This window comes from Paenibacillus sp. JCM 18996, from assembly GCF_055392555.1.
On sequence record NZ_AP043884.1, the window covers coordinates 844061 to 866126 of the forward strand.

General features: G+C 51.8%; 20 protein-coding genes. All 20 read left to right on the top strand.

All coding sequences use genetic code 11. The annotated features are described in order from the left end of the window. The 20 genes from ACZ5N7_RS04100 to yfmF all read left to right on the top strand — a co-directional run bounded on the left by ACZ5N7_RS04100 (position 1) and on the right by yfmF (position 22065). Positions 1 to 1002 carry a DHH family phosphoesterase gene (locus tag ACZ5N7_RS04100; protein ID WP_464657653.1) on the top strand — a complete coding sequence of 334 codons (1002 nt, stop codon included), beginning with the start codon at positions 1 to 3 and terminating at the stop codon, positions 1000 to 1002. Continuing rightward, a complete protein-coding gene (truB, locus tag ACZ5N7_RS04105; protein ID WP_464657655.1) occupies positions 986 to 1942 on the top strand; it encodes a tRNA pseudouridine(55) synthase TruB in 957 nt (318 codons plus the stop codon). Before ACZ5N7_RS04100 ends, truB begins: the two co-directional genes overlap by 17 nt. Positions 1943 to 1986: 44 nt before the next feature. Further along, the gene (locus ACZ5N7_RS04110) at positions 1987 to 2928 is read left to right on the top strand and encodes a bifunctional riboflavin kinase/FAD synthetase (protein ID WP_464657657.1); all 942 of its coding nucleotides are present in this window, start codon (positions 1987 to 1989) and stop codon (positions 2926 to 2928) included. Positions 2929 to 3090: 162 nt separating this feature from the next. Next, positions 3091 to 3360: a 30S ribosomal protein S15 gene (rpsO, locus tag ACZ5N7_RS04115; RefSeq protein WP_464657658.1), complete on the top strand. Its 270-nt coding sequence runs from the start codon at positions 3091 to 3093 to the stop codon at positions 3358 to 3360. 5 nt (positions 3361 to 3365) lie between these two features. After that, positions 3366 to 3560, top strand: coding sequence for a hypothetical protein (locus ACZ5N7_RS04120; RefSeq protein WP_464657660.1), 195 nt, complete (start codon positions 3366 to 3368; stop codon positions 3558 to 3560). Positions 3561 to 3741: 181 nt separating this feature from the next. Further along, positions 3742 to 5841: a polyribonucleotide nucleotidyltransferase gene (gene pnp / locus ACZ5N7_RS04125; RefSeq protein ID WP_464657662.1), complete on the top strand. Its 2100-nt coding sequence runs from the start codon at positions 3742 to 3744 to the stop codon at positions 5839 to 5841. 174 nt (positions 5842 to 6015) lie between these two features. Beyond that, the gene (locus ACZ5N7_RS04130) at positions 6016 to 7053 is read left to right on the top strand and encodes a polysaccharide deacetylase family protein (RefSeq protein ID WP_464657663.1); all 1038 of its coding nucleotides are present in this window, start codon (positions 6016 to 6018) and stop codon (positions 7051 to 7053) included. An 84-nt stretch (positions 7054 to 7137) separates the two neighbouring features. Continuing rightward, complete coding sequence (locus tag ACZ5N7_RS04135) at positions 7138 to 8403, top strand: M16 family metallopeptidase (protein ID WP_464657664.1); 1266 nt, start codon at positions 7138 to 7140, stop codon at positions 8401 to 8403. Then, a complete protein-coding gene (dut, locus tag ACZ5N7_RS04140; protein ID WP_464657666.1) occupies positions 8381 to 8830 on the top strand; it encodes a dUTP diphosphatase in 450 nt (149 codons plus the stop codon). Before ACZ5N7_RS04135 ends, dut begins: the two co-directional genes overlap by 23 nt. A gap of 197 nt (positions 8831 to 9027) precedes the next feature. Then, the gene (gene dpsA / locus ACZ5N7_RS04145) at positions 9028 to 9927 is read left to right on the top strand and encodes a dipicolinate synthase subunit DpsA (protein WP_464657668.1); all 900 of its coding nucleotides are present in this window, start codon (positions 9028 to 9030) and stop codon (positions 9925 to 9927) included. Continuing rightward, positions 9924 to 10517, top strand: coding sequence for a dipicolinate synthase subunit B (locus ACZ5N7_RS04150; protein WP_464657670.1), 594 nt, complete (start codon positions 9924 to 9926; stop codon positions 10515 to 10517). Before dpsA ends, ACZ5N7_RS04150 begins: the two co-directional genes overlap by 4 nt. Before the next feature lie 170 nt (positions 10518 to 10687). Beyond that, positions 10688 to 11725, top strand: coding sequence for an aspartate-semialdehyde dehydrogenase (locus ACZ5N7_RS04155; protein WP_464657672.1), 1038 nt, complete (start codon positions 10688 to 10690; stop codon positions 11723 to 11725). A gap of 91 nt (positions 11726 to 11816) precedes the next feature. Next, positions 11817 to 13034, top strand: coding sequence for an aspartate kinase (gene dapG, locus ACZ5N7_RS04160; RefSeq protein WP_464657674.1), 1218 nt, complete (start codon positions 11817 to 11819; stop codon positions 13032 to 13034). Positions 13035 to 13078: 44 nt separating this feature from the next. After that, on the top strand, positions 13079 to 13942 hold the full coding sequence (dapA, locus tag ACZ5N7_RS04165) for a 4-hydroxy-tetrahydrodipicolinate synthase (RefSeq protein ID WP_464657676.1): 864 nt from the start codon (positions 13079 to 13081) through the stop codon (positions 13940 to 13942). Positions 13943 to 14226: 284 nt separating this feature from the next. Beyond that, positions 14227 to 15903: a ribonuclease J gene (locus tag ACZ5N7_RS04170; RefSeq protein WP_464657677.1), complete on the top strand. Its 1677-nt coding sequence runs from the start codon at positions 14227 to 14229 to the stop codon at positions 15901 to 15903. A gap of 326 nt (positions 15904 to 16229) precedes the next feature. Continuing rightward, positions 16230 to 16952 carry a ClpP family protease gene (locus tag ACZ5N7_RS04175; protein WP_464659135.1) on the top strand — a complete coding sequence of 241 codons (723 nt, stop codon included), beginning with the start codon at positions 16230 to 16232 and terminating at the stop codon, positions 16950 to 16952. After that, on the top strand, positions 16949 to 17164 hold the full coding sequence (locus ACZ5N7_RS04180) for a YlzJ-like family protein (RefSeq protein WP_464657678.1): 216 nt from the start codon (positions 16949 to 16951) through the stop codon (positions 17162 to 17164). The genes ACZ5N7_RS04175 and ACZ5N7_RS04180 overlap by 4 nt, the downstream gene beginning before the upstream one ends. A gap of 72 nt (positions 17165 to 17236) precedes the next feature. Beyond that, on the top strand, positions 17237 to 19714 hold the full coding sequence (locus tag ACZ5N7_RS04185) for a DNA translocase FtsK (RefSeq protein ID WP_464657680.1): 2478 nt from the start codon (positions 17237 to 17239) through the stop codon (positions 19712 to 19714). 171 nt (positions 19715 to 19885) lie between these two features. Then, positions 19886 to 20668 (top strand): spore cortex-lytic enzyme, encoded by a 783-nt coding sequence (sleB, locus tag ACZ5N7_RS04190; RefSeq protein ID WP_464657682.1) that lies wholly within the window; start codon positions 19886 to 19888, stop codon positions 20666 to 20668. A gap of 116 nt (positions 20669 to 20784) precedes the next feature. Further along, positions 20785 to 22065 (top strand): EF-P 5-aminopentanol modification-associated protein YfmF, encoded by a 1281-nt coding sequence (gene yfmF, locus ACZ5N7_RS04195; protein WP_464657684.1) that lies wholly within the window; start codon positions 20785 to 20787, stop codon positions 22063 to 22065. The last annotated feature ends 1 nt before the right edge of the window (position 22066 follow it).

Below are 22066 nucleotides of genomic sequence, written 5' to 3' on the forward strand. Positions count from 1 at the left end.
ATGAGCGTAAATTTATCTTATGCAGCCCAATTAAAGGCGTCGAAACAGTTCATTCTGCAGCATGACGACTATCTGGTAGTATCCCACATCTCTCCGGACGGAGATGCAGCCAGCTCAACGTCTGCGGTAGGCTGGCTGCTCCATTCCCTGGGCAAAAACTTCATTATGTTCAATGAAGGCAGTTTGCCGGCGAAGTTCGATTTTTTATGGGGTTATACCGAGGTGCGGAATTATTCGACTCATGTGCCTGCACGCAAGTACAAGCATGTAATCTCGGTGGACTGCGCCGATTTTTCGCGGATCGGGCAGGTCAGCGAATGCTTTGACGATGATGCGGAGCTTTTGAACATCGACCATCATCCCACCAACGACGGCTTCGGCACGGTACAGCTTATTCAACCGGACGCCGCCGCCACCGTGGAAATCTTGTATGATTTAGCGCATGAGCTGGAAGTCGAGCTTTCACCTGAGCTTAGCACAAGCTTGTACACGGGTCTGCTCACAGATACAGGCGGTTTCCGGTATTCCAACACAACGGCCAAGGTCATGGCGATCGCCTCGGAGCTGCTCGCCGAAGGAGTGCAGGGTAGCTCGATCGCCGAAACCGTGCTTGAGAAACTGACCTTCGGCCAAGTGTCCATGATCCGCAAAGCACTCGCTACTCTATCGTTGGATGAGTCGGGCGAAATTGCGTGGATCTGCGTTTCCACTCAGGATATCGCCGAAACCGGGGTTTCCAACGAAGATTTGGACGGGCTGGTCAATTATCCACGGAATATCGAAGGCGTGGAAGTCGGTCTGCTGTTCAAGCAGAGGGACGACAGGACGGTTAAAGTCAGCCTTCGTTCAGCGGGTAAAGTCGATGTGGCGCAGATCGCGAAATCGCTGGGCGGCGGCGGCCATGTGAAAGCGGCTGGCTGCACGCTTACGGGAACTCTCGAAGAGGCGGTCCGCAAGATGGTACAGGAAGTAGGGAAGTCGCTGCATGAAGCCGGAGCTTGAGGGAGTGCTGCCCGTTTGGAAGCCCAAAGGCTTCACGTCCCACGATGTAGTTGCCAAAGTAAGAGGAATTACCCGCAACAAAAGGATTGGACATACGGGAACACTGGATCCGCAGGTGACCGGTGTCCTTCCTTTGTGTATCGGCCGCGCTACGCGTCTGGTAGAATATATTCAGGAGCTGCCGAAAGAGTACGAGGCTCGTATGATTATAGGACTGGCTACAGACACCGAAGACATGACAGGAACGGTCATTTCGGAAGTGGACCGCGCCGATGTATCAGCGGAGCGGTTATCCGAAACACTTGGTTCTTTCACCGGGGACATTGAGCAGGTGCCTCCTATGTATTCCGCAGTCAAAGTGGACGGCAAGAGGCTGTACGAGCTTGCGAGGCAGGGCGAACAGGTGGAACGCAAATCACGGACAGTGACCATTCATGAAATCGAACTGCTCGAAGCCAATCTGGACAAGGCGCATCCGGAAATCCGTTTTCGGGTATGCTGCTCCAAAGGCACTTATATTCGCACCTTGTGTACGGACATCGGCAAGATGCTCGGATACCCCGCGGTGATGGCTGACTTGGTCCGCACATCGACAGGTTCGATCACCCGGCGGCAGTGCTTGACCTTTGAGCGGATCGAGGAGCTTCAGCAGTCAGGAAAACTGCAGGATGAACTGATTCCGATGGACATCGCGATCCGGCATCTGCCCAGGATTCAGTTGACAGAAACGCAAAGCGTTCATGCTCTGCACGGCCGCAAGGTTATGAATGTGACGAGGCCGGAAGCGCGTGCATCTGATGTTGCACAAGCCCAATCCGCCGGTTCCGGGCGGACTTCCACAATGAACGCCAGAGTATATACGCATGAGAACAAGTTTATTGGTGTTTTTGAATGGAACTCCGAACTACAAACACTGCAGCCTAATAAAGTTTTCTTGTGAAACAGATAGGCTGCTTGATTAAGAATTGCAGGTGAACGTTAATCATGCAGGTTATCCATATGGCATACCCCCCGGCAGCTTCCGTATTGGAGCATGTTCCGGCTTCCCAGGTGATGGCGATCGGAGATTTCGACGGAGTACACCTTGGACATCAACAGGTGATTCGCACCGCTTTGGATCGTGCACGTCAGCTTGGAGTTCCCGCCTCAATCATGACGTTCGATCCGCATCCAAGGACCGTACTTGGCCAGGATCGGTACCAGCAGGGGCTCACTCCTCTGGAAGACAAACTGTCTATCTTTAAATCTCTCGGTGTGGATTATAGTTACGTTGTCGCTTTCAACGAGAAACTGATGAGGGTTTCACCGCAGAAATTCGTGCAGGAGGTCATGGTTCCTCTTCATGTGAGAACAGCCGTAATCGGATTCGATTTCACCTTTGGCTACAAAGGGGAGGGAAAAGCCGATACGATGGAGCGCTTGGCGTCGGGACTGTTCGAGGTGGAAATCGTTCGGCCTTATCAGATCGCGGACCGCAAAGTGAGTTCAACCTCTATACGTTCTTTTCTGGAAGAAGGCCATGTGGAGCTCGCGCAAGCTTATATGGGCCGTCCTTATCAATTATCGGGCATTGTAGTGACCGGAGACCGCAGAGGCAGAACGATCGGTTTTCCGACCGCCAACATGCAGCCCGGCGAGGGGTACGTCACACCTGCAAATGGCGTATACGCCGTACGGGCTGCGGTCGACGGAGCACGCTATAATGCAGTGATGAACATCGGCTTCAAACCGACTTTCGGCGGCGGGCTGCACCGTACTTACGAGGTCCATCTGTTTGATTTTGAGGGGGATATGTACGGTAAAATGCTGACGGTCGAATTGGTTTCTCATCTTCGCAAAGAGCAGAAATTTCATTCCGTCGACGAGCTGGTCGCCCAAATCCGGCGGGATGCGGAGCAGGCCCGACAGATTCTTGCCGGAAACTGAAATGGCATTTACTTTTCTACCGGATGTATGATATACTATTTTTCGTTGTCAGTGGAGCTTTCCGCTGTTCGACAGAACCTCGGCATGGATTGTAGCTATCACCGGCTTACTCTGGGCTGAAGGGGATTTTCAGGGATCAAAAAAATTCAGGAGGTGACTGGGATGTCATTGACACAGGAACGTAAAAATCAGTTGATCGAAGAGCATAAGGTACACGATACGGATACTGGCTCTCCGGAAGTACAAGTGGCTATCCTTTCGGAGAACATCGTTAACTTGACTAACCACTTGAAAGAGCACAAGAAGGATCATCATTCCCGCCGTGGTCTTTTGAAGATGGTAGGTCAACGCCGTAAGCTGCTTGCGTATTTGAAGAACAAAGACGTTAAGCGTTACAGCGCGTTAATTGAAAAGCTTGGTCTGCGCAGATAAATCAGATGCTAAAGGCAACCATGTTGTATGTTGGTGCAGGTCCCGAACCGGGCCAGGCATCTACAGCTGGTTGCTTTTTTCCTGTTATGAAAGAAAAATGGAATGCAGGGTTAATTAATCCGCAAAAGAAGGAAATACTGTCTATTATGCAGAATATGTCTTTAGATGGACGACGCAAGCCGCTTACTTTCCATGGTTAAGAAAGTGCCGCCGTCCGGGCTCTATACTTAATGCCCTTAATCATCCGGACAATTGGCGCGGACTTTGGCAGACGGCACCGGCCGGTTACCCTTGAGACGGGAGATAAGTGTGAGAATTTATTTTTATAATTAAGCTCGTCTGCAGCTATAGCTTTTATCAGCATGCTACTAGGAGGTACATATGGAGAAAAGAGTGCAAATGGAATTGGGAGGCCGCCCGCTCATTCTGGAAACGGGGCGCCTGGCCAAGCAGGCTAACGGTGCGGTGATGGCCAAATACGGGGACACCGCGGTATTATGTACGGTAACCGCTTCATCCGAGCCAAAGGATCTGGATTTCTTCCCGCTCACCGTAAATTACGAGGAAAGATTGTATTCCGTTGGGAAAATCCCGGGCGGATTCATTAAAAGAGAAGGCAGACCCAGCGAAAAAGCGATTCTCGCCAGCCGTCTCACCGACCGCCCGATTCGCCCGCTGTTCCCGGAAGGCTTCCGCAACGACGTTCAGGTCGTTGCCATGGTCATGAGCGTAGACCAGGAATGTCCTCCCGAAATCACCGCCATGATCGGCGTATCGGCCGCGTTAAGCATTTCCGACGTTCCGTTTGACGGACCTGTAGGCGGCGTCATTGTAGGCCGTGTCGACGGGCAATTCGTAATTAATCCGACCACAGTCCAAGCTGAAGCGAGCGACATCCACCTGGTAGTGGCAGGGACAAAGGATGCCATCATGATGGTGGAAGCGGGCGCAAAGGAAGTCCCCGAAGAAGTGATGCTGGAAGCGATCATGTTCGGGCACGACGAAATCCGCAAAATCGTCGCGGTTCAGGAGGAGTTTGTCCATGAAGCCGGCAGACCGAAGATGGAAGTAAGGCTGCATGAAGTCGACGCCGATGTCAACCGCGAAGTGCGCGGCTTTGCAGCGGCCAGGCTGCAGGAAGCCGTCAGCATCGCCGAGAAGCAGGCGCGCGCCGAAGCGATTGACGCCATCAACTCCGAAGCGGTCGAGCATTTTACGGCAGTCTATGCCGAGGAGCCCGAGAAGCTTAAGGACGTTAAAGAAGCTCTGTACGATATTGTTAAAGACGAAGTCCGCCGTCTGATTACAGTGGACAAAGTGAGACCGGACGGAAGGAAGATTGACGAAATCCGCCCTATCGAATGCGATATTAACCTGCTGCCGCGCACTCACGGCTCCGGATTGTTTACGCGCGGACAGACCCAGGCTCTGAGCGTCTGTACCCTAGGCGCGCTTGGCGACGTGCAAATCCTCGACGGTCTCGATCTGGAAGAAACCAAGCGCTTTATGCATCATTACAACTTTCCTCCGTTCAGCGTCGGGGAAGCGAGACCGCTCCGCCCGCCGGGCCGCCGCGAAATCGGCCATGGCGCGTTGGGGGAAAGAGCGCTCGAGCCGGTGATTCCGTCCGAAACCGATTTTCCTTATACGATCCGCCTTGTTTCCGAGGTTCTTGAGTCCAACGGTTCCACTTCGCAGGCCAGCATCTGTGCCAGCACTCTGGCGATGATGGATGCGGGCGTTCCGATTAAGGCTCCGGTTGCGGGAATCGCGATGGGCCTGATCAAAGAAGGCGAGCATTATACGATTTTAAGCGACATTCAAGGGATGGAAGACCATCTCGGGGATATGGACTTTAAAGTGGCAGGTACCGCGGAAGGGGTTACCGCCCTGCAGATGGATATCAAAATCGACGGCATTAACAGGGATATTCTGGCTCAGTCTCTGGCCCAGGCCAAAGAAGGCAGAATGTTCATCCTTAACAAAATGCTCAGCCGCATCCAGGAACCGAAATCCGCGCTTTCACCTTATGCGCCGAAGATTCTGACCATGCACATCAATCCCGACAAAATCCGCGAAGTCATTGGCGCAGGCGGTAAAATTATCAATAAGATCATTGAGGAAACCGGAGTAAAGATCGACATCGAGCAGGACGGCCGCGTTTTCATCGCTTCTTCCAACGCTGAAATGAACGAGAAAGCGAAATCGATCATCGAAGGCATCGTGAAGGAAGTGGTAGTAGGCGAGACTTACCTGGGTACGGTCAAGCGTGTCGAGAAATTTGGCGCTTTCGTGGAAATTTTGCCGGGTAAAGAAGGACTGGTCCACATTTCCCAGCTGTCCACCGAACGTGTAGCCAAAGTGGAAGACGTCGTAGCTGTAGGGGATACGATCACAGTAAAAGTAACGGAGATTGACCAGCAGGGCAGAGTTAACCTTTCCCGCAAGGCCGCTCTTGCTCCCCAAGTTCCGGCTCAATAAAATAAAACACTGAAAGAGACAGAGAAATCTGTTTCTTTTTTAATGCAATAATAAGGCAATTGGCTCCGGAGCTTTGCTTCACTTTGTGAAGCGGGGTGTCAGGAGCTTTTTTATGGTCTAAACTTGTCCTTTCCCTCATATGTATCGTTAACGATTGCGGTTAGGGAGGTAACCATGAAATACTCGAAGTTATGGGGGCTAGCGTTGTCTTCGGCGGCCCTGCTGGCGGCACTCAATCAATCGCCCAGCATGCAGAGCTTCATCGGCCATATTAAAAAACAAACCGAGCACGCCGTGTTGTCCGAACCGTTCCAGATCGACGCGGCCGCAGTAACCTTTGCCCAAAACGCAAGAACGAAAGTGGACGAGCAGAAGCTTTTGCAACAAATCAAGGAGGAAGCTTCAAAAAGGAAAATCCCGGCTGTTGACGCGAGGATCGACCGGGTATGGAAAGCGATCCCTGGTTACAACGGATTGGAAGTGGATGTGGAAAAGACATGGAAGCTCGCTATGCAGAAGCCTGCCGCGGAACCTATCACTTATATCATGAAGGAAGTTCCCCCGTCCATTGTTTTGAAGGATCTTGGGGCGCAGCCGGTCTATCGGGCAAATCCCGAGAAGAAAATAGCTTCCATTATGATAAATGTGGCCTGGGGCAATGAATACCTGCCATCGATTTTAAAAACGCTGGAAGAAGAGAACGTGCGATGCACTTTCTTTTTGGACGGAAGCTGGTTAAGCCAAAATAAAGAGATGGCGCTGGAAATCGCGAAGCGGGGGCACGAGCTTTCCAACCACGCCTATTCCCATAAAAACATGAGCCGAATCAGCAGGGAGAGGGCGGTGCAGGAAATATTAAAAACCGAGAAGCTGCTCACCGGGTTGGGAGTGAGGAATACGCTGTTCGCACCGCCATCGGGCGACTTTAATGAGGAGACGGTGCAGATCGCCCACGAGTTGAAGCTGACGACGGTCTTGTGGACCGTTGACACGGTGGACTGGAAGCATCCCAGCCCGGACTCCATAGTGCAGAAGATATCCAGGCAGACCGAGCCGGGAGCACTGATCTTGATGCATCCGACGGATTCCGCAAGCGCCGCCTTAAAAGGGATGATCCGTACGATCAAGCAAAAAGGGCTTGCTTTGGGTACCGTAAGCGAGGCGCTCTCATCCGACAGGATTCCCGCAGTTGAGACAACGAACGCTTTTTGATATTATACATAAGAATCGAATTTCGTGGAATTTCATCGTTTTTTGCGGAGTCGCTTTGAAAATAGACTTGAGGAGGAACCCTTGTTGATCAAATATGAACTATCCAACGGGTTAAGGGTTATCATGGAACCTATTCCGACATGCCGTTCGGTGTCGTTTGGAATCTGGGTGAAAACGGGCTCCAGAAATGAGCATGCCGCACAGAACGGAATCTCTCATTTTATCGAGCATATGCTATTTAAAGGGACGGAACGCTATTCGGCTAAAGATATCGCGGAGGTATTCGACGGCATCGGAGGTAATGTCAATGCGTTCACGTCTAAAGAATATACATGTTATTACTGCAAGGTGCTGGACGAGCATCTGCCGATTGCCGTGGATGTGCTAGCGGATATGTTTTTCAACAGCCGGCTGGACGCGGAGGATTTGGAAAAAGAGCGCAACGTGATATTGGAAGAAATTTCGATGTATGAGGACACTCCGGACGACCTGGTGCACGACCTGCTCTCCAAAGCGGCTTACGGCCAGCATTCCCTGGGATATTCCATTTTGGGGACGGAACCGGTTCTGAATTCTTTCGGTCCTGAGGACCTGCGCAGGTATATGAGCGGGCATTATACCGTGGATACCACAGTGATCGCGATTGCGGGGAATATCGATGACAGCGTGAAGGAATTGATCGAGCGGCATTTCAGCGGTTTTCAAGTGAAGGGGGAGCCTTCCCTGCTGGAAGAGCCCGAGTTTCTGAGCGAGCTGGAGTTCCACTCCAAGAAGACGGAGCAGAATCATATTTGCTTGTCTTTGCCGGGTCTTTCACTTAAGGACGACAACTTGTATGCCATGATACTGTTTAACAATATCGTCGGCGGCGGAATGAGCTCAAGGCTATTCCAGGAAATCAGGGAGAAACGGGGTCTCGCGTACTCGGTGTATTCCTATCATTCTTCCCATCTGGACAGCGGTTTGTTTACGATCTATACAGGCACGGCTCCCAAGCAGACAGAGGAGGTGCTGAAGGTAACGATGGAGATGCTCCAGGAGATTATCGCCAAAGGGATCACCGACGCGGAATTAAAGAAAGGGAAAGAGCAACTGAAAGGCAGCTTGATCCTGAGTCTCGAAAGCACCGGCAGCCGGATGAACCGTATAGGCAAAAATGAGCTGATGTTAGGAAAGCACTTTACGCTGGACGAACTCATTGCGCGGATCGAGAGAGTGCAGATGGAGCATATCCGGGAGATGACGAACAAGCTGTTCTCGCAGCCGTTCGCAGCGGCGATGGTCGGCCAATCCGACAAAGCGATTGCGGATTTCAGGAGGGATCAGCTTGTCGTATCCGGTTCGAATTAAACGGCTTCCAGGCAATGAGGATGTGCCTCTGCCGCGTAAAATGTCCGAGGCGGCCAGCGGATTTGACATCCATGCTGCCGTAACGGAGCCGGTGACTCTTGAGCCCGGCCAAAGAAGATTGATTCCAGCGGGATTTGCGATGAGCATGCCCCCGCAGCTGGAAGCGCAGATCCGGCCGAGAAGCGGACTTGCGCTAAAGCATGGAATCACGTGCCTGAATACGCCGGGTACGATCGATTCGGACTACAGAGGAGAAGTTAAGGTGCTTTTGGTAAACCTGGGCCAGGAGCCCTTTACAATCAGCCGCAACGAGCGCATCGCCCAGATGGTGTTCGCCGTGGTTCCCGCCGTTGAACTCAGCGAGGCGGAGGAATTGACGGATACGGAGAGAGGCGCCGGAGGATTTGGACATACAGGCAGGCAGTAATAAAGAAGATCATACGACCGATCGCCGTTTGCAGGACGGTGCCCGGTCTTTTTTTACATAAAAGAAATTTAGTGAGCCGGGATGTAACCTTAGCTGTAACCTCGCCTTGGGCGGCTGCATAGGATAACTGTACGCGTTGACGATGACGATCTTACTCGAACGGTGATAACGGCCTCGGGAAAGGAGTACAGAATTTTATGCTTACCGAAGTTCATGTGGCGTTCATTGGCGGGGACGCCAGGCAGCTGGAAGTGATACAAAAATTTTCGGAGCTGGACGCTTCCATTTCGCTGATCGGATTCGACAATCTGCAGAACCAGTATACGGGTACCACCAAAACGAAACTGACGGCGGAGGTTCTATCCCGCATGGACGCCGTATTTCTGCCGGCTGTCGGGACGGATGATGAAGGCAGAGTCGATTCGATTTTTTCGCAAGAGGAAATCATTCTGACGGAGGAGCTTATCCAGTCGCTTCCCAAGCATGCCAAGGTATATACCGGGATGGCGAAGCCTTATTTAAAGAGGCTCTGCGCCGAGACTGCCATCGAGCTGGTCGAACTTTTTGACCGGGACGACGTGGCCATCTACAACTCCATTCCTACAGCGGAAGGCGCCATTATGATGGCGATCCAGAACACGGATATAACGATACACGGTTCACAATGTATGGTGCTCGGATTTGGCCGGACAGGAATTACGATGGCTCGCGCGCTGTTGGGGCTTGGGGCCAACGTAAAGGTTGGACTGCGGAAACCGGAGGATTACGCACGCGCCTGGGAGATGGGTTTTAAGCCGTTTTATACGAAAAATCTGTACGAGAACGTGTCCAATATTGACTTGCTTTTTAATACGATTCCGACTATGATAGTCACAGCACAGATTATTACCAATATTCCACACCGCGCCGTGATCATAGATTTGGCCTCCAAGCCAGGCGGAACGGACTTCCGTTTTGCCGAGAAGAGAGGCGTCAAAGCTATTCTCGCGCCCGGTCTACCCGGCATCGTCGCACCCAAAAGCGCTGGACGTATTATAGCCAATACGTTAAGTCAACTGGTTCTCGAAGATGTGAAGAAGGGGAGAAATGTGGAATGAATTGGCAGGGAAGAACTGTAGGCTATGCTTTAACCGGATCGCACTGCACCTTGGAGGAAGTCATGCCGCAAATCCAGAGATTTGTGGATGCGGGGGCCAAAGTAGTGCCTATCATCTCGAACACCGTCATGACGACGGACACCCGTTTCGGCAAAGCTGCCGATTGGCAGAAACAGCTGAAGGATATAACCGGGAACGACATTATTGCCTCAATAGTGGACGCAGAACCGCTGGGTCCCTCCAAGCTGCTTGATGTTATGGTCATTGCGCCGTGCACAGGCAACACAACCTCCAAATTGGCCAATGCCATGACGGAAAGTCCCGTCCTGATGGCCGCCAAGGCTCAGCTGCGGAATGGAAGGCCTTTGGTGCTCGCGATTTCAACGAATGACGGTCTGGGATTGAATTCCATGAATATTGCGAAGCTGCTTATTACGAAGAACATTTATTTTGTTCCTTTCGGCCAAGACGCGCCTGCGGCTAAGCCCAACTCGCTGGTCGCACGAATGGATCTGGTCGTGGAAACTTGTGAAGCGGCGCTTGAGGGCAATCAGCTTCAGCCTGTGTTAATTGAAAGGTTCCAATATTAAAGGGCTTCCCGTACCGGCATTATTTTTCACATATCACCTTGCCAGAGACAGCTTCTATAATGGCGCCCGGGAGAAAACGCTGCAGCGTCCCTCGCGTTCTTGTAGGAGCTTTCTGCAAATATACTTAGATCAAGCTACCGAATTTTTTCAGAATAAGGGGAGAGGCCATCGTGTCCGATCAAAAATTGTTTAACGTTGCAGTTGTCGGAGCAACCGGCGCAGTAGGGGAACAAATCATCCGTCTCCTGGAGGAAAGGAATTTTCCGATCCAGCAGCTTAAGCTTCTATCTTCCGCCAGATCCGCGGGTACGAAGATTCCTTTTAAAGGCAAGGATATCGTAGTGGAAGAAGCTGCGGCGGACAGTTTCAAGGGAATAGACATCGCCCTCTTCAGCGCAGGGGGCTCTGTCAGCCAAGAGCTTGCTCCGCATGCGGTTTCACACGGTGCGGTGTGCATTGATAACACGAACGCGTTCCGCATGGATCCGGAAACTCCGCTGATTGTGCCGGAAGTCAATATCGACAAAATTAACGAACATAAGGGCATTATAGCCAATCCGAACTGCTCCACCATTCAAATGGTTGCCGCGTTAAAGCCTCTTTACGACCGCTTTGGCATTTCCAAAATCATCGTGTCCACTTACCAGGCCGTATCCGGAGCCGGAACCAAGGCGATCGAGGAGCTGAAAAGACAATCCAGAGCAGTCCTCGACGGTACCGAGGTCGATCCTCAAATCCTGCCGGTCGGCTCTCTGACGGTGAAGCACCAAATCGCTTTCAACGCGATTCCCCAGATCGACAAGTTCCAGGATAACGGCTTTACGTTGGAAGAGATGAAGATGATCCGTGAAACGAAGAAGATCATGGGGGACGACAATATCCAGGTCACCGCTACCTGCGTAAGAATTCCTGTAGTATACGGACATTCGGAATCGGTGTATGTGGAATTGAATGAAGATTTTGACCTGGAGGAAGTGAAACGGCTGCTTGCCGAGGCCCCGGGAATCGTCCTGCAGGATAACCCTCAGGAGCAGGTATATCCGCTCGCTGCGGAAGCGGCAGGCAAGAATGACACGTTCGTCGGGCGTCTGCGCCGCGATTTGAACAATCCGCGTGCGCTGAACATGTGGATCGTATCCGACAATTTATTAAAAGGCGCTGCATGGAACGCTGTGCAGATCGCCGAATATATTGCACTAGAGCAGTAATTTCATACAGAAGATTCTCGGGAAAGGTTGCCGGCAGCGGGAGCTTTTTCGGAGCACCAGCTTACTAAAAGCAATAAGGGAGGAACAAAGTGTGCGCATCTTGGTGCAAAAATTTGGAGGCACCTCCCTTTCCACTGCCAAAGCCAGAGAACACGTCATCGAACATATTTCAGACGCCCTTAAACATGAATATAAACTTGTCGTCGTCGTATCGGCTATGGGAAGAAAAGGTGAGCCCTATGCAACGGATACACTGCTTGACCTGATCGCAAACAATGGAAACAGTCTGCCTGCAAGAGAAAAGGATATGCTTCTTGGCTGCGGTGAGACGATTTCCGCCGCGGTGTTGTGCAGCCAATTGAACTCCCGTTCGATCCCTGCGGTAGCTTTTACGGGAGCCCAGGCGGGGATCTTTACCAACGATAGTTTTGGCGCCGCTCAGATCCAGTCCATTCAGCCGGGCCGGATTGAAGAAGAGCTGGAGCGGGGAAACGTCGTTGTCGTAACCGGTTTTCAGGGAATAACCAACGGTAATGACTTGACTACGCTGGGACGCGGAGGAAGCGATACGTCCGCAACGGCTTTAGGAGCTGCGCTGAAGGCCGAGATGGTGGAAATCTTCACGGACGTTGACGGGATTCTGACAGCGGATCCTCGTATCGTCGAAGACGCCAAGCCTTTGTCCCATGTTTCTTTTGCCGAGATTTGCAACATGGCGCATTCCGGAGCCAAAGTGATCCACCCCAGAGCAGTGGAAATCGCCATGCTGGCGAATGTCCCCGTGCGCGTAAGGTCCACTTTTTCCAAAGGCGAAGGAACCTTGGTCACTCATACCGATGCGCTCGGAAGAGGCAGCGGGGAGATCCAGGACCGTTTTGTCACCGGGATCGCCCATTATGCCCATGTGACGCAGGTGCGGGTGACCGCGGAGCCGGACCAATACGACCTGCAGCTGCAAGTGTTTAAAGCGATGGCCCAGAACAGGATCAGCGTGGATTTCATAAATGTCAATCCTTCCGGTGTCGTCTACACCGTATTCGACCATGAATCGGAGCGCGCGGTTGGCATTTTGAGAGAACTGGGCTTTCAGCCTGAGACGCTGGAGCATTGCGCCAAAGTTTCCGTCATTGGAGGCGGGATGAACGGTGTTCCCGGCATTATGGCCCGGATAGTGGAGTCGCTCACGGAAGAGGGAATCTCTATCCTTCAATCGGCGGACTCGAATACGACCATATGGGTATTGGTCCATGAAGACGACATGGTCAAGGCGGTCAGAGCGCTGCATAAGCAGTTTAATCTGAGCAAGTAACGTCCTGCAGCGATATGAAAAAGCAAGCATTAGGAGGATAAGCAATGGATTTCGGAAGAATAGTTACAGCAATGGTGACCCCTTTTGACGAAAACTTGCAGATTAACTGGGAACAATACAGAGCCATTATCGATTATTTGGTCGAAGAGCAGGCCAGCGATGCGCTTGTAATCTGCGGTACAACCGGCGAATCGCCCACTCTGTCCGACGAAGAGAAGCTTCAGTGTTTCGAGGAAGCGGTCAAACATGCCGCCGGAAGATGCAAAATCATTGCCGGCACAGGAAGCAACAATACGGCGCATTCCATTCACCTTTCGCAAGCTGCGGAAAAGCTCGGCGTGGACGGGCTATTATTGGTGGCGCCTTATTATAACCGTCCGACGCAGGAGGGCTTGTACCGGCATTTCAAAACCGTTGCGGAGTCCGTTTCACTGCCCGTTATGCTGTACAACGTCCCTGGCAGGACGGCTTCCAACATCAGCTCGGAAACCGTGTTAAGATTGGCGCAAATTGCCAATGTCGTGTCGGTTAAAGAAGCGAGCGGGGACCTGGGCCAGATGACGGAGATTATTGCCGGCGCGCCGGAAGGGTTTCTGCTGTACAGCGGAGACGATTCGTTGACGCTGCCTGTGCTTGCGATCGGGGGACACGGCGTTGTCAGTGTCACCAGCCACGTCATCGGACGAGAAATGAAACAGATGATGGATGCTTTTACTTCCGGCAGAGTGGCGGAGGCGGCACAACTGAACGGGCGTCTGCTTCCGGTGTTCAAAGGGATGTTCGCGTTCCCGAGCCCGGCGCCGATCAAATACGCCCTGTCGTTAAAAGGACAGAATGCGGGGGGCGTGCGCCTGCCCCTGGTAGGTGCGACGGAACAGGAAGCCGAGTTCATCCGCGGCTTGCTTTAGCACTAAGCTGATATGATGTCACATCGCTTTGTTATGCAGGAGTTTAGAAGGCAATGCCCTCGGACGCAATTACCGATGCTCATATGGCATCGGTTTTCTTTTTTTGGGAATATTATTATCTACGTTCATGGTTTGAGTGTCGGCATTGATTTGCACCTTTGATTCCGGGGTAACTTGTAATTGGTGTTTTTTTTCATGTATAATGATGGCAAGTGACTAGTGCGGTATCTCATTGGTTTAGTTCATAAGGAGATCGTCGTCAATTTAATTAAGGAGGAATAGTTTTGTCAAAGAAGAATATAGAGAAAGTTACGATCTTTGCCCTTGGCGGCGTGGGTGAGATCGGTAAAAATATGTATGTGATTCAATATGCTAATGATATCGTTGTCGTGGATAGCGGGTTGAAATTTCCTGAGGAGGATATGCTGGGGATTGACATCGTAATCCCAGATATTTCCTATCTAACGGAGAATCGTGATAAAGTAAGGGGAATCCTCATCACACACGGTCATGAGGACCACATCGGCGGCTTGCCTTATGTGTTAAAATCGCTGAACGTTCCGGTGTACGGCACCAAGCTGACTTTAGGGCTCATCGAGACCAAGCTGAAGGAAGCCAACCTGCTGGGAGAAACTAAGCGGATACTCATTAACGCTGATTCGGAAATCAAGCTTGGAACGATTACAGCGACATTTTTTAAGACGAACCACAGTATCCCCGATTCGGTGGGAGTCTGCCTGGAAACACCGGAAGGAAACATCGTTCATACGGGGGACTTCAAATTCGACCAGACTCCGGTAAACGAGCAATATGCAGACCTTCACCGGATGGCGGAAATCGGTAAAAAAGGCGTTTTGGCTCTGCTGTCTGACAGCACGAATGCGGAGCGTGCCGGACATACAGGATCTGAACGCGGCGTTGGGGTCGAGATAGAGAATGTATTCCGTAAAGCTAAACAACGCGTTATTATAGCCACATTCGCTTCCAACATTCACAGGATTCAGCAGGTTATCGACGCTTGTGTAGCGACACGCAGGAAGCTGACCGTTATCGGAAGAAGCATGGTTAACGTGGTCGGCATCGCTTCGGAATTGGGTTATTTGAACATTCCGGACGGTATGCTGGTGGAGCCCGAGGAAGTCAATCGAATGGCGGCGGACCGCGTGGCAATACTGTCTACAGGAAGCCAGGGCGAACCTATGTCCGCGCTGACCCGGATGGCCCGCTCTACACACCGTAAGGTGGATATTCTGCCCGGCGACACCGTAATTATTGCGGCAACCCCGATTCCGGGAAATGAGCGGTATGTCGGACGTACGGTGGATGAATTGATGAGAATCGGCGCCAATGTAATCTATGGCCCAGGCTCGATCACAGGTGTTCACGTATCAGGGCACGGAAGCCAGGAAGAGCTGAAACTGATGCTGAACATCATGAAGCCAAAGTTTTTCATCCCGATCCACGGGGAATACCGTATGCTGCGAATGCACGCGCTGCTGGCTGAATCCGTCGGCGTTGCCAAAGAGGATATTTTCATCCTTGATAACGGCGACACTGTAGAAATCCAGGGAGGAGCGGCCCGCAAAGGCGCCAAGGTACAGGCAGGCAATGTCTTGATCGACGGATTGGGCGTCGGCGACGTAGGGAATATTGTTCTGCGCGACAGGAAGCTGCTTTCCCAGGACGGAATCCTGGTTGTCGTAGTGACTTTGAGCAAGCAGGACGGTACGATTCTCTCCGGGCCTGATATTATTTCGAGAGGGTTCGTCTATGTCCGGGAATCCGAAGGGCTGCTGGATGAAGCGAACCGGATCGTGACCGGCACGTTAAACAAGCTGATGAGCGAGAATGTCAATGAATGGGCATCGCTGAAAACTCATGTGAAAGATGCACTTGGACGTTTCCTATATGAACAAACCAGAAGAAGGCCGATGATCCTGCCCATTATTATGGAAGTATAAACCAATAGCTTAGTCACTTAAGCAAGAAGAGCTTTTTCGGCAACGCCGGAAGGGCTCTTTTGAACGTTAAAGAAAGTTCGCTAATCGGCATATGCTTCGAAGGTTTGCTTCACTTTTGGGGGAGTCGTCCGGGGATTATTTTCCGCTTCCCATTCCATACTAAGACGGATGATTAAACTGAGCATTTGCAAAAACAGGAGGCGCTTATGAACGAACATACACAAAGGCCCGTTTCCGGGCCGAACCCGGGCCCCGGGCCTATCCCCGGCCCGAACCCGGGCATCGTACCTAATCCAGGGCAGAATCCGCAGCTCAATCCGCCGTTTATGCCGGGCAATGATCCGTCCCGCCAGGAAGAAGACATTAGACGCAATCCGGTCCTGGACAATATCCAACAGTTGGGGCAGACACAGACGCCGGCGGCAGAATCCAACATTTTCTGTTTGAACGTGATCGGCCAGGTGGAAGGGCATATCGTACTCCCTCCCCAAAACAAAACGACGAAGTACGAGCATCTGATCCCTCAGCTTGTAGCGATCGAGCAAAGTACTAGTATCGAGGGGCTTCTTATCACTTTAAACACGGTAGGCGGAGATGTTGAGGCCGGTCTGGCGATTGCCGAGATGATCTCTTCGCTGTCGAAGCCGACCGTTACGCTCGTTCTGGGCGGCGGTCACAGCATCGGCGTGCCGATAGCCGTTTCCTCGAATTATTCACTGATTGCCGAAACGGCGACGATGACCATCCATCCGATCCGTTTGAACGGGCTGATTATCGGAGTTCCACAGACATTTGAATATTTGGAAAAAATGCAGGAAAGAGTGATCCGTTTCGTGACGAGCCACTCAAATGTTACGGAGGAAAAATTCAAGGAGCTTATGTTTAAAACCGGCGAGCTTACACGCGACATCGGTACGACGGTCATCGGCAAGGACGCAGTGAAGCATGGACTCATCGACAGCGTAGGCGGAGTAGGCGAAGCGATCGCAGCCTTAAACCGGATGATTGACGAACGCCGGAAAGGTGTTGATGCGGGGGTCGTTCAATGATTTTTGACACTCTGCTGCCGATGGACACAGTGTTGGATGGACTGGAGAATTCCGCCGTTTCTTACAGTGAGATCAACTATAACGGGGTAACGCTGCAGGTTGAGATGATCAGCCCTCAGCAGGCGAGAATTGTACGTGTGCTGAGCATGGATCCGAAGCATTTTTTGGACGGACGTCTGGCTCCCGGCAGCATGATTGAATTTTATCCTTAACGAAGACAAGGCCCAGGCACCTATCATGGTCACCGTCGATATGGTATAATCATACATCGGGGGTGATTCTGCTTGGCCAAAAGCAGGAAAAAAGCTAAATCTCTGCAATCGTATCTTAAATACGAGCTCTACGGTATCCTGATCTTGACCTTCTCCGTAATCGCTCTTTCCAGAAATGGCTCAGTCGCCCGCTCTCTTACGTATTTGTTTCGTTTCCTGATCGGCACCTGGGATTTTCTGATCCCGTTGATTTTTATTTATATAGGCTTGTATGTCATGATTAAAAGGGCATGGCCCACTTTATGGTCGACAAGGAAAGTGGGGGCGCTGCTGTTTGTGCTCGGATTGCTTCTGATGAACCATATCAGCCTGTTCGACCATTTGTACCCTAACGGCGAGTTCACGGCGGGAATGATATGGAACGAAACGTGGCGCAGCATGATGAACGGCCTTCACCCTACGAACAAAGCGATGGATATTTTGACGCATGAAGTAGGCGGAGGTATGACCGGTGCGTTGCTGTACAGTGTGCTTTTTTTTCTTTTCGACACGGCCGGATCCAAATTAATCGAGTTTACTTTGTTTGCGATCGGGTTTCTTTTATTCACCGGCATTTCCTATGTGGAGGTCATGCATAAGATCCGCGGCCGATTTAATACGATGGGGTTGGGTATGCAGGAGCAGTGGAAGGGCTTTTCCAAGCTGCTCCGGCCTGCAAAAACATCTGCTTCCAAGGCCAAAAAAGCTGCGAACCGCGAACCGCTTCCTCTGGATGAAGATGAATTCGACGAAGAACTGTACACGCCGGAACCGAAAGCCAAAAAGAAATCCCCGATGTTCTTCGATCTGCTCAAACCAACTTCGAAGAAGAACAAGATGGACGATGTTCTGCCGGAATCAAACCACGATGAACGCGAATCGATGGAGGAAGAGACCGTCTTCCGCAGCGACAGTACGCCGCCCAAGATCGACATTCCTTCGGATGACGATGATTTTGTGCCGTTGATCCGCGATTTTCAAGAGCAGGTATTGAACGAGAAGCAGCCTGAACCGGAAGGAACGGAGCTGGCAGAGGATGATCAGCAGGAGGGGTTTCAAGAGCAGGTTCCACGGCCGAATCCAGCTCCTTACCAGCTGCCGTCGCTGCAATTGCTGTCCAAGCCCGGAGCCGGCAAAGGCGGCGAATTATCGGATTACAAGGCGAACGCCCGCAAGCTGGAAGCCACAATGGAAAGCTTCGGAGTACGCGCGAAGGTGCTTGAAGTGGTTAGAGGGCCGGCGGTAACACGCTACGAGATCCAACCTGACGTCGGTGTCAAAGTCAGCAGGATCGTAGGTTTGACGGACGATATCGCATTGGCTTTGGCTGCCAAGGATATCAGGATGGAAGCTCCGATCCCGGGAAAGTCCGCGATCGGGATTGAGGTGCCGAACTCCGAGGTTTCGGTTGTAACGATGAGGGAAGTGATGGAGACGAACGCTTTTCAGGATGCGGCATCCAAGCTCTCAATCACGTTGGGCCGGGATATTTCCGGCCAGCCCATTGTCGGCAACTTGGCCAGGATGCCCCACTTATTGGTGGCCGGAGCGACAGGATCCGGTAAATCCGTCTGCATTAACGGAATTATTACCAGCATTCTGTACAAAGCGAAGCCTGACGAAGTGAAGTTTCTAATGGTCGACCCCAAGATGGTGGAATTGAACGTTTACAACGGAATTCCTCATCTACTGGCTCCTGTAGTGACAGATCCTCGCCGCGCTTCGCTCGCGCTCAAGAAAATCGTTGTGGAGATGGAAAAGCGTTACGAGCTTTTCTCCAAGAGCGGCACCCGGAATATCGAAGGCTACAATGCGATTCTGAATGAAACCAAAGCTGAAGCTCCGCTCCCGTATTACGTCATTATTGTGGACGAGCTTGCCGATCTGATGATGGTTGCTGCGAACGACGTCGAAGATTCCATCTGCCGCCTGGCCCAAATGGCGCGCGCGGCGGGAATCCACTTGATCATCGCAACCCAGCGTCCTTCCGTGGATGTCATTACAGGGCTGATCAAAGCAAACATCCCTTCGAGGATCGCTTTCGGCGTGTCTTCGCAAGTGGACTCCCGGACGATCCTGGATATGGTCGGCGCCGAGAAGCTGTTGGGACGCGGAGATATGCTGTATTTGCCTGTCGGCGCATCCAAACCCGTCCGTGTGCAGGGCGCTTTCCTGTCCGACCAGGAAGTGGAAGCCGTCGTAAACTTCTGCAGAACGCAGGAACAGGCTCAATACCAGGAAGAGCTCGTTCCCCAGGTAGAAGAAACACAGGAGGCCGGCGAACAGTTTGAGGATGAGCTGTATGATCAAGCGGTGCAAATCGTTCTGGAAGCCAAGCAAGCTTCGGTGTCGCTGCTGCAGAGACGCATGCGGGTGGGCTACACGCGCGCGGCGAGGCTGATCGACTCCATGGAATCCAAAGGGGTGGTGGGCCCTTACGAGGGCAGCAAGCCGAGGGAAGTACTGGTTACCTTGGAACAATACCAGCAGCACAACCGTTTAAGCTCCTGAGTCAATTTATATGGCAGGCTCACAAAGCCAACCGCGACCGCAGCGCTTTTCGCCAATGGAAAGCGCTGCTGCCTTTGTACGGAATCTTTTTGCATAGAAGCCATCCCCCTTTCTCATAATAAAGGCAAACAGGATGTAAGCACCAACTATGGAGAAAGGTTGATTACTCGCATGATAAAAAGATATTTCTGGATCACGCTTCTCTTGGTTGCCTGCCTCACCGTAGGGATTGAGTTACAAAGAAGCGGCAGCGGTAAACAGGCGGAGGAGACGTTCAGCAAAACCGTAATCAGATACGGCGACACAGGCAAAGATGTCGTTGAGCTGCAGGGCAGATTGAAATTCCTCGGCTATTACAAAAGCGATGTAGACGGCGTGTTCGGTTACAATACTTTAAAATCGCTCAAATGGTTCCAAAGCAGCTTTGGGATGGATGTAGACGGAGTGCTGGGGGACAAAACCAAGCTTAAGCTGTGGCAGGCAACGCAGAGCTGGAGGCCGACAGAAGCCGATGTGCCTAAAGCAAACCGCGCATCGGGCGGCGGGGGCGGTGCGGATGCGGCGCCGTCCTCAATGACTTCTTCCAATCGTCTAGGGCTCTCGGAGCAGGATTTGAATGTTATGGCTAACGCAGTATACGGCGAAGCCAGAGGTGAGCCGTATGAGGGACAGGTCGCCGTTGCGGCGGTCATTCTGAACCGGGTCAATTCCTCGCAGTTTCCGAATACAGTCCACGGAGTTATTTTTCAGCCGGGGGCATTTACCGCGGTTGCGGACGGACAAATCTGGCTGACGCCTAACGACAGGGCGAAACAAGCGGTAAGGGACGCACTAAACGGCTGGGATCCGTCAAGCGGATGCCTGTATTATTTTAACCCGGAGACGGCTACCTCCAAATGGATCTGGTCGAGGCCTCAGGTCAAGACGATCGGGAAGCATATTTTTTGCAGATAAACATACTTAAGTTACAAGGCAAACAGGAAGTAACCGGCTCGGTTGCTTCTTCTCTTTGTAAAGGAATATAATGGTATAAAGCTATCGACTAACGCGCAGGAAGGGAGACCGTCCCATTGAAAACCATTCAATTCGAGCGAGGTGCCTTGAACCAATTGCGGATTCATGTGCTGCCGACCGACCAATTTAAAACGTACGCGATTTCGATGTATATCGGGCAAACGTTGGACGAAAGCAAAGTGACGCCGACAGCGTTGATTCCTTTTGTCTTAAGGAGGGGCTCGTCCACATATCCGGATACTCGGCGGTTCCGCGAAAGGCTCGACGATCTCTATGGAGCGGGCTTCGGGTTCGACGTCTACAAGCGGGGAGATTACCAGATCGTTCAATTCCGCATGGACATTATCCAGGATGAATTTGTGAAGGAGTCGAATCCGCTTTTAAGGCAGGCGCTCGAATTTATGGGGCAGTGTGTGACGAAGCCGGCGCTTGAGAACGGACATTTTGTGGAGAAATACGTCTCTTCCGAGAAGACAACCGTCCAAAAACGGATCGAATCCATAGTCAATGACAAAATCCGTTACGCCGCCGAACGCTGCATAGAGGAAATGTGCAAGAATGAGCCCTACCGGTTGTACCCTTTGGGCCGGATTGATGACCTTGAGCCGATCACTCCCCAATCGTTGTCTGCCCAGTACAGAGATCTGCTGCAGAAAGCACCTCTGGATCTGTATGTCGTCGGCAACACGAGTTTGGAAGAAGTTCAGTCGATGATCGGGGAGATTATGGACCTCTCGGCTGGCGAGCAGAAAAACTATACGGTCAAAGCTTCCGCACCCGCGGACAAAGAGCCCAACATCGTCGTGGAAAGTCTGGACGTAAACCAGGGAAAACTCAATATGGGGCTTCGCACACCGATTACATACGGCAGCGACGAATATCCGGCGGCATTAATGTACAACGGCATTCTGGGCGGCTATCCCCATTCCAAGCTGTTTACCAACGTAAGGGAAAAGCACAGCCTGGCTTATTACGCTTCGTCCCGTTTTGACGGCCATAAAGGGATTTTGACGATTCAATCCGGCATTGAACTGGACAATTACGATAAAGCGACCGATATTATCAAAAAGCAGCTGGAGGCGATGGAAAGCGGACAATACAGCGAAACCGAGCTGAGCCAGACACGGGCCATGATCCGCAATCAGCTGAAAGAAATGCAGGATTCCGCATTTGAGATCATAGCGTACGATTTCAACTCCATACTATCGGGCAGAGAGCGCCCGGTCTCTGATCTGATCGAAGCCGTGGAACAGGCAACTTCTGACGATATCGCCAAAGCGGCCCGGAAGACCAAGCTCGATACGATCTATTTCCTTCGGGACCGGAAAGGAGAATAGC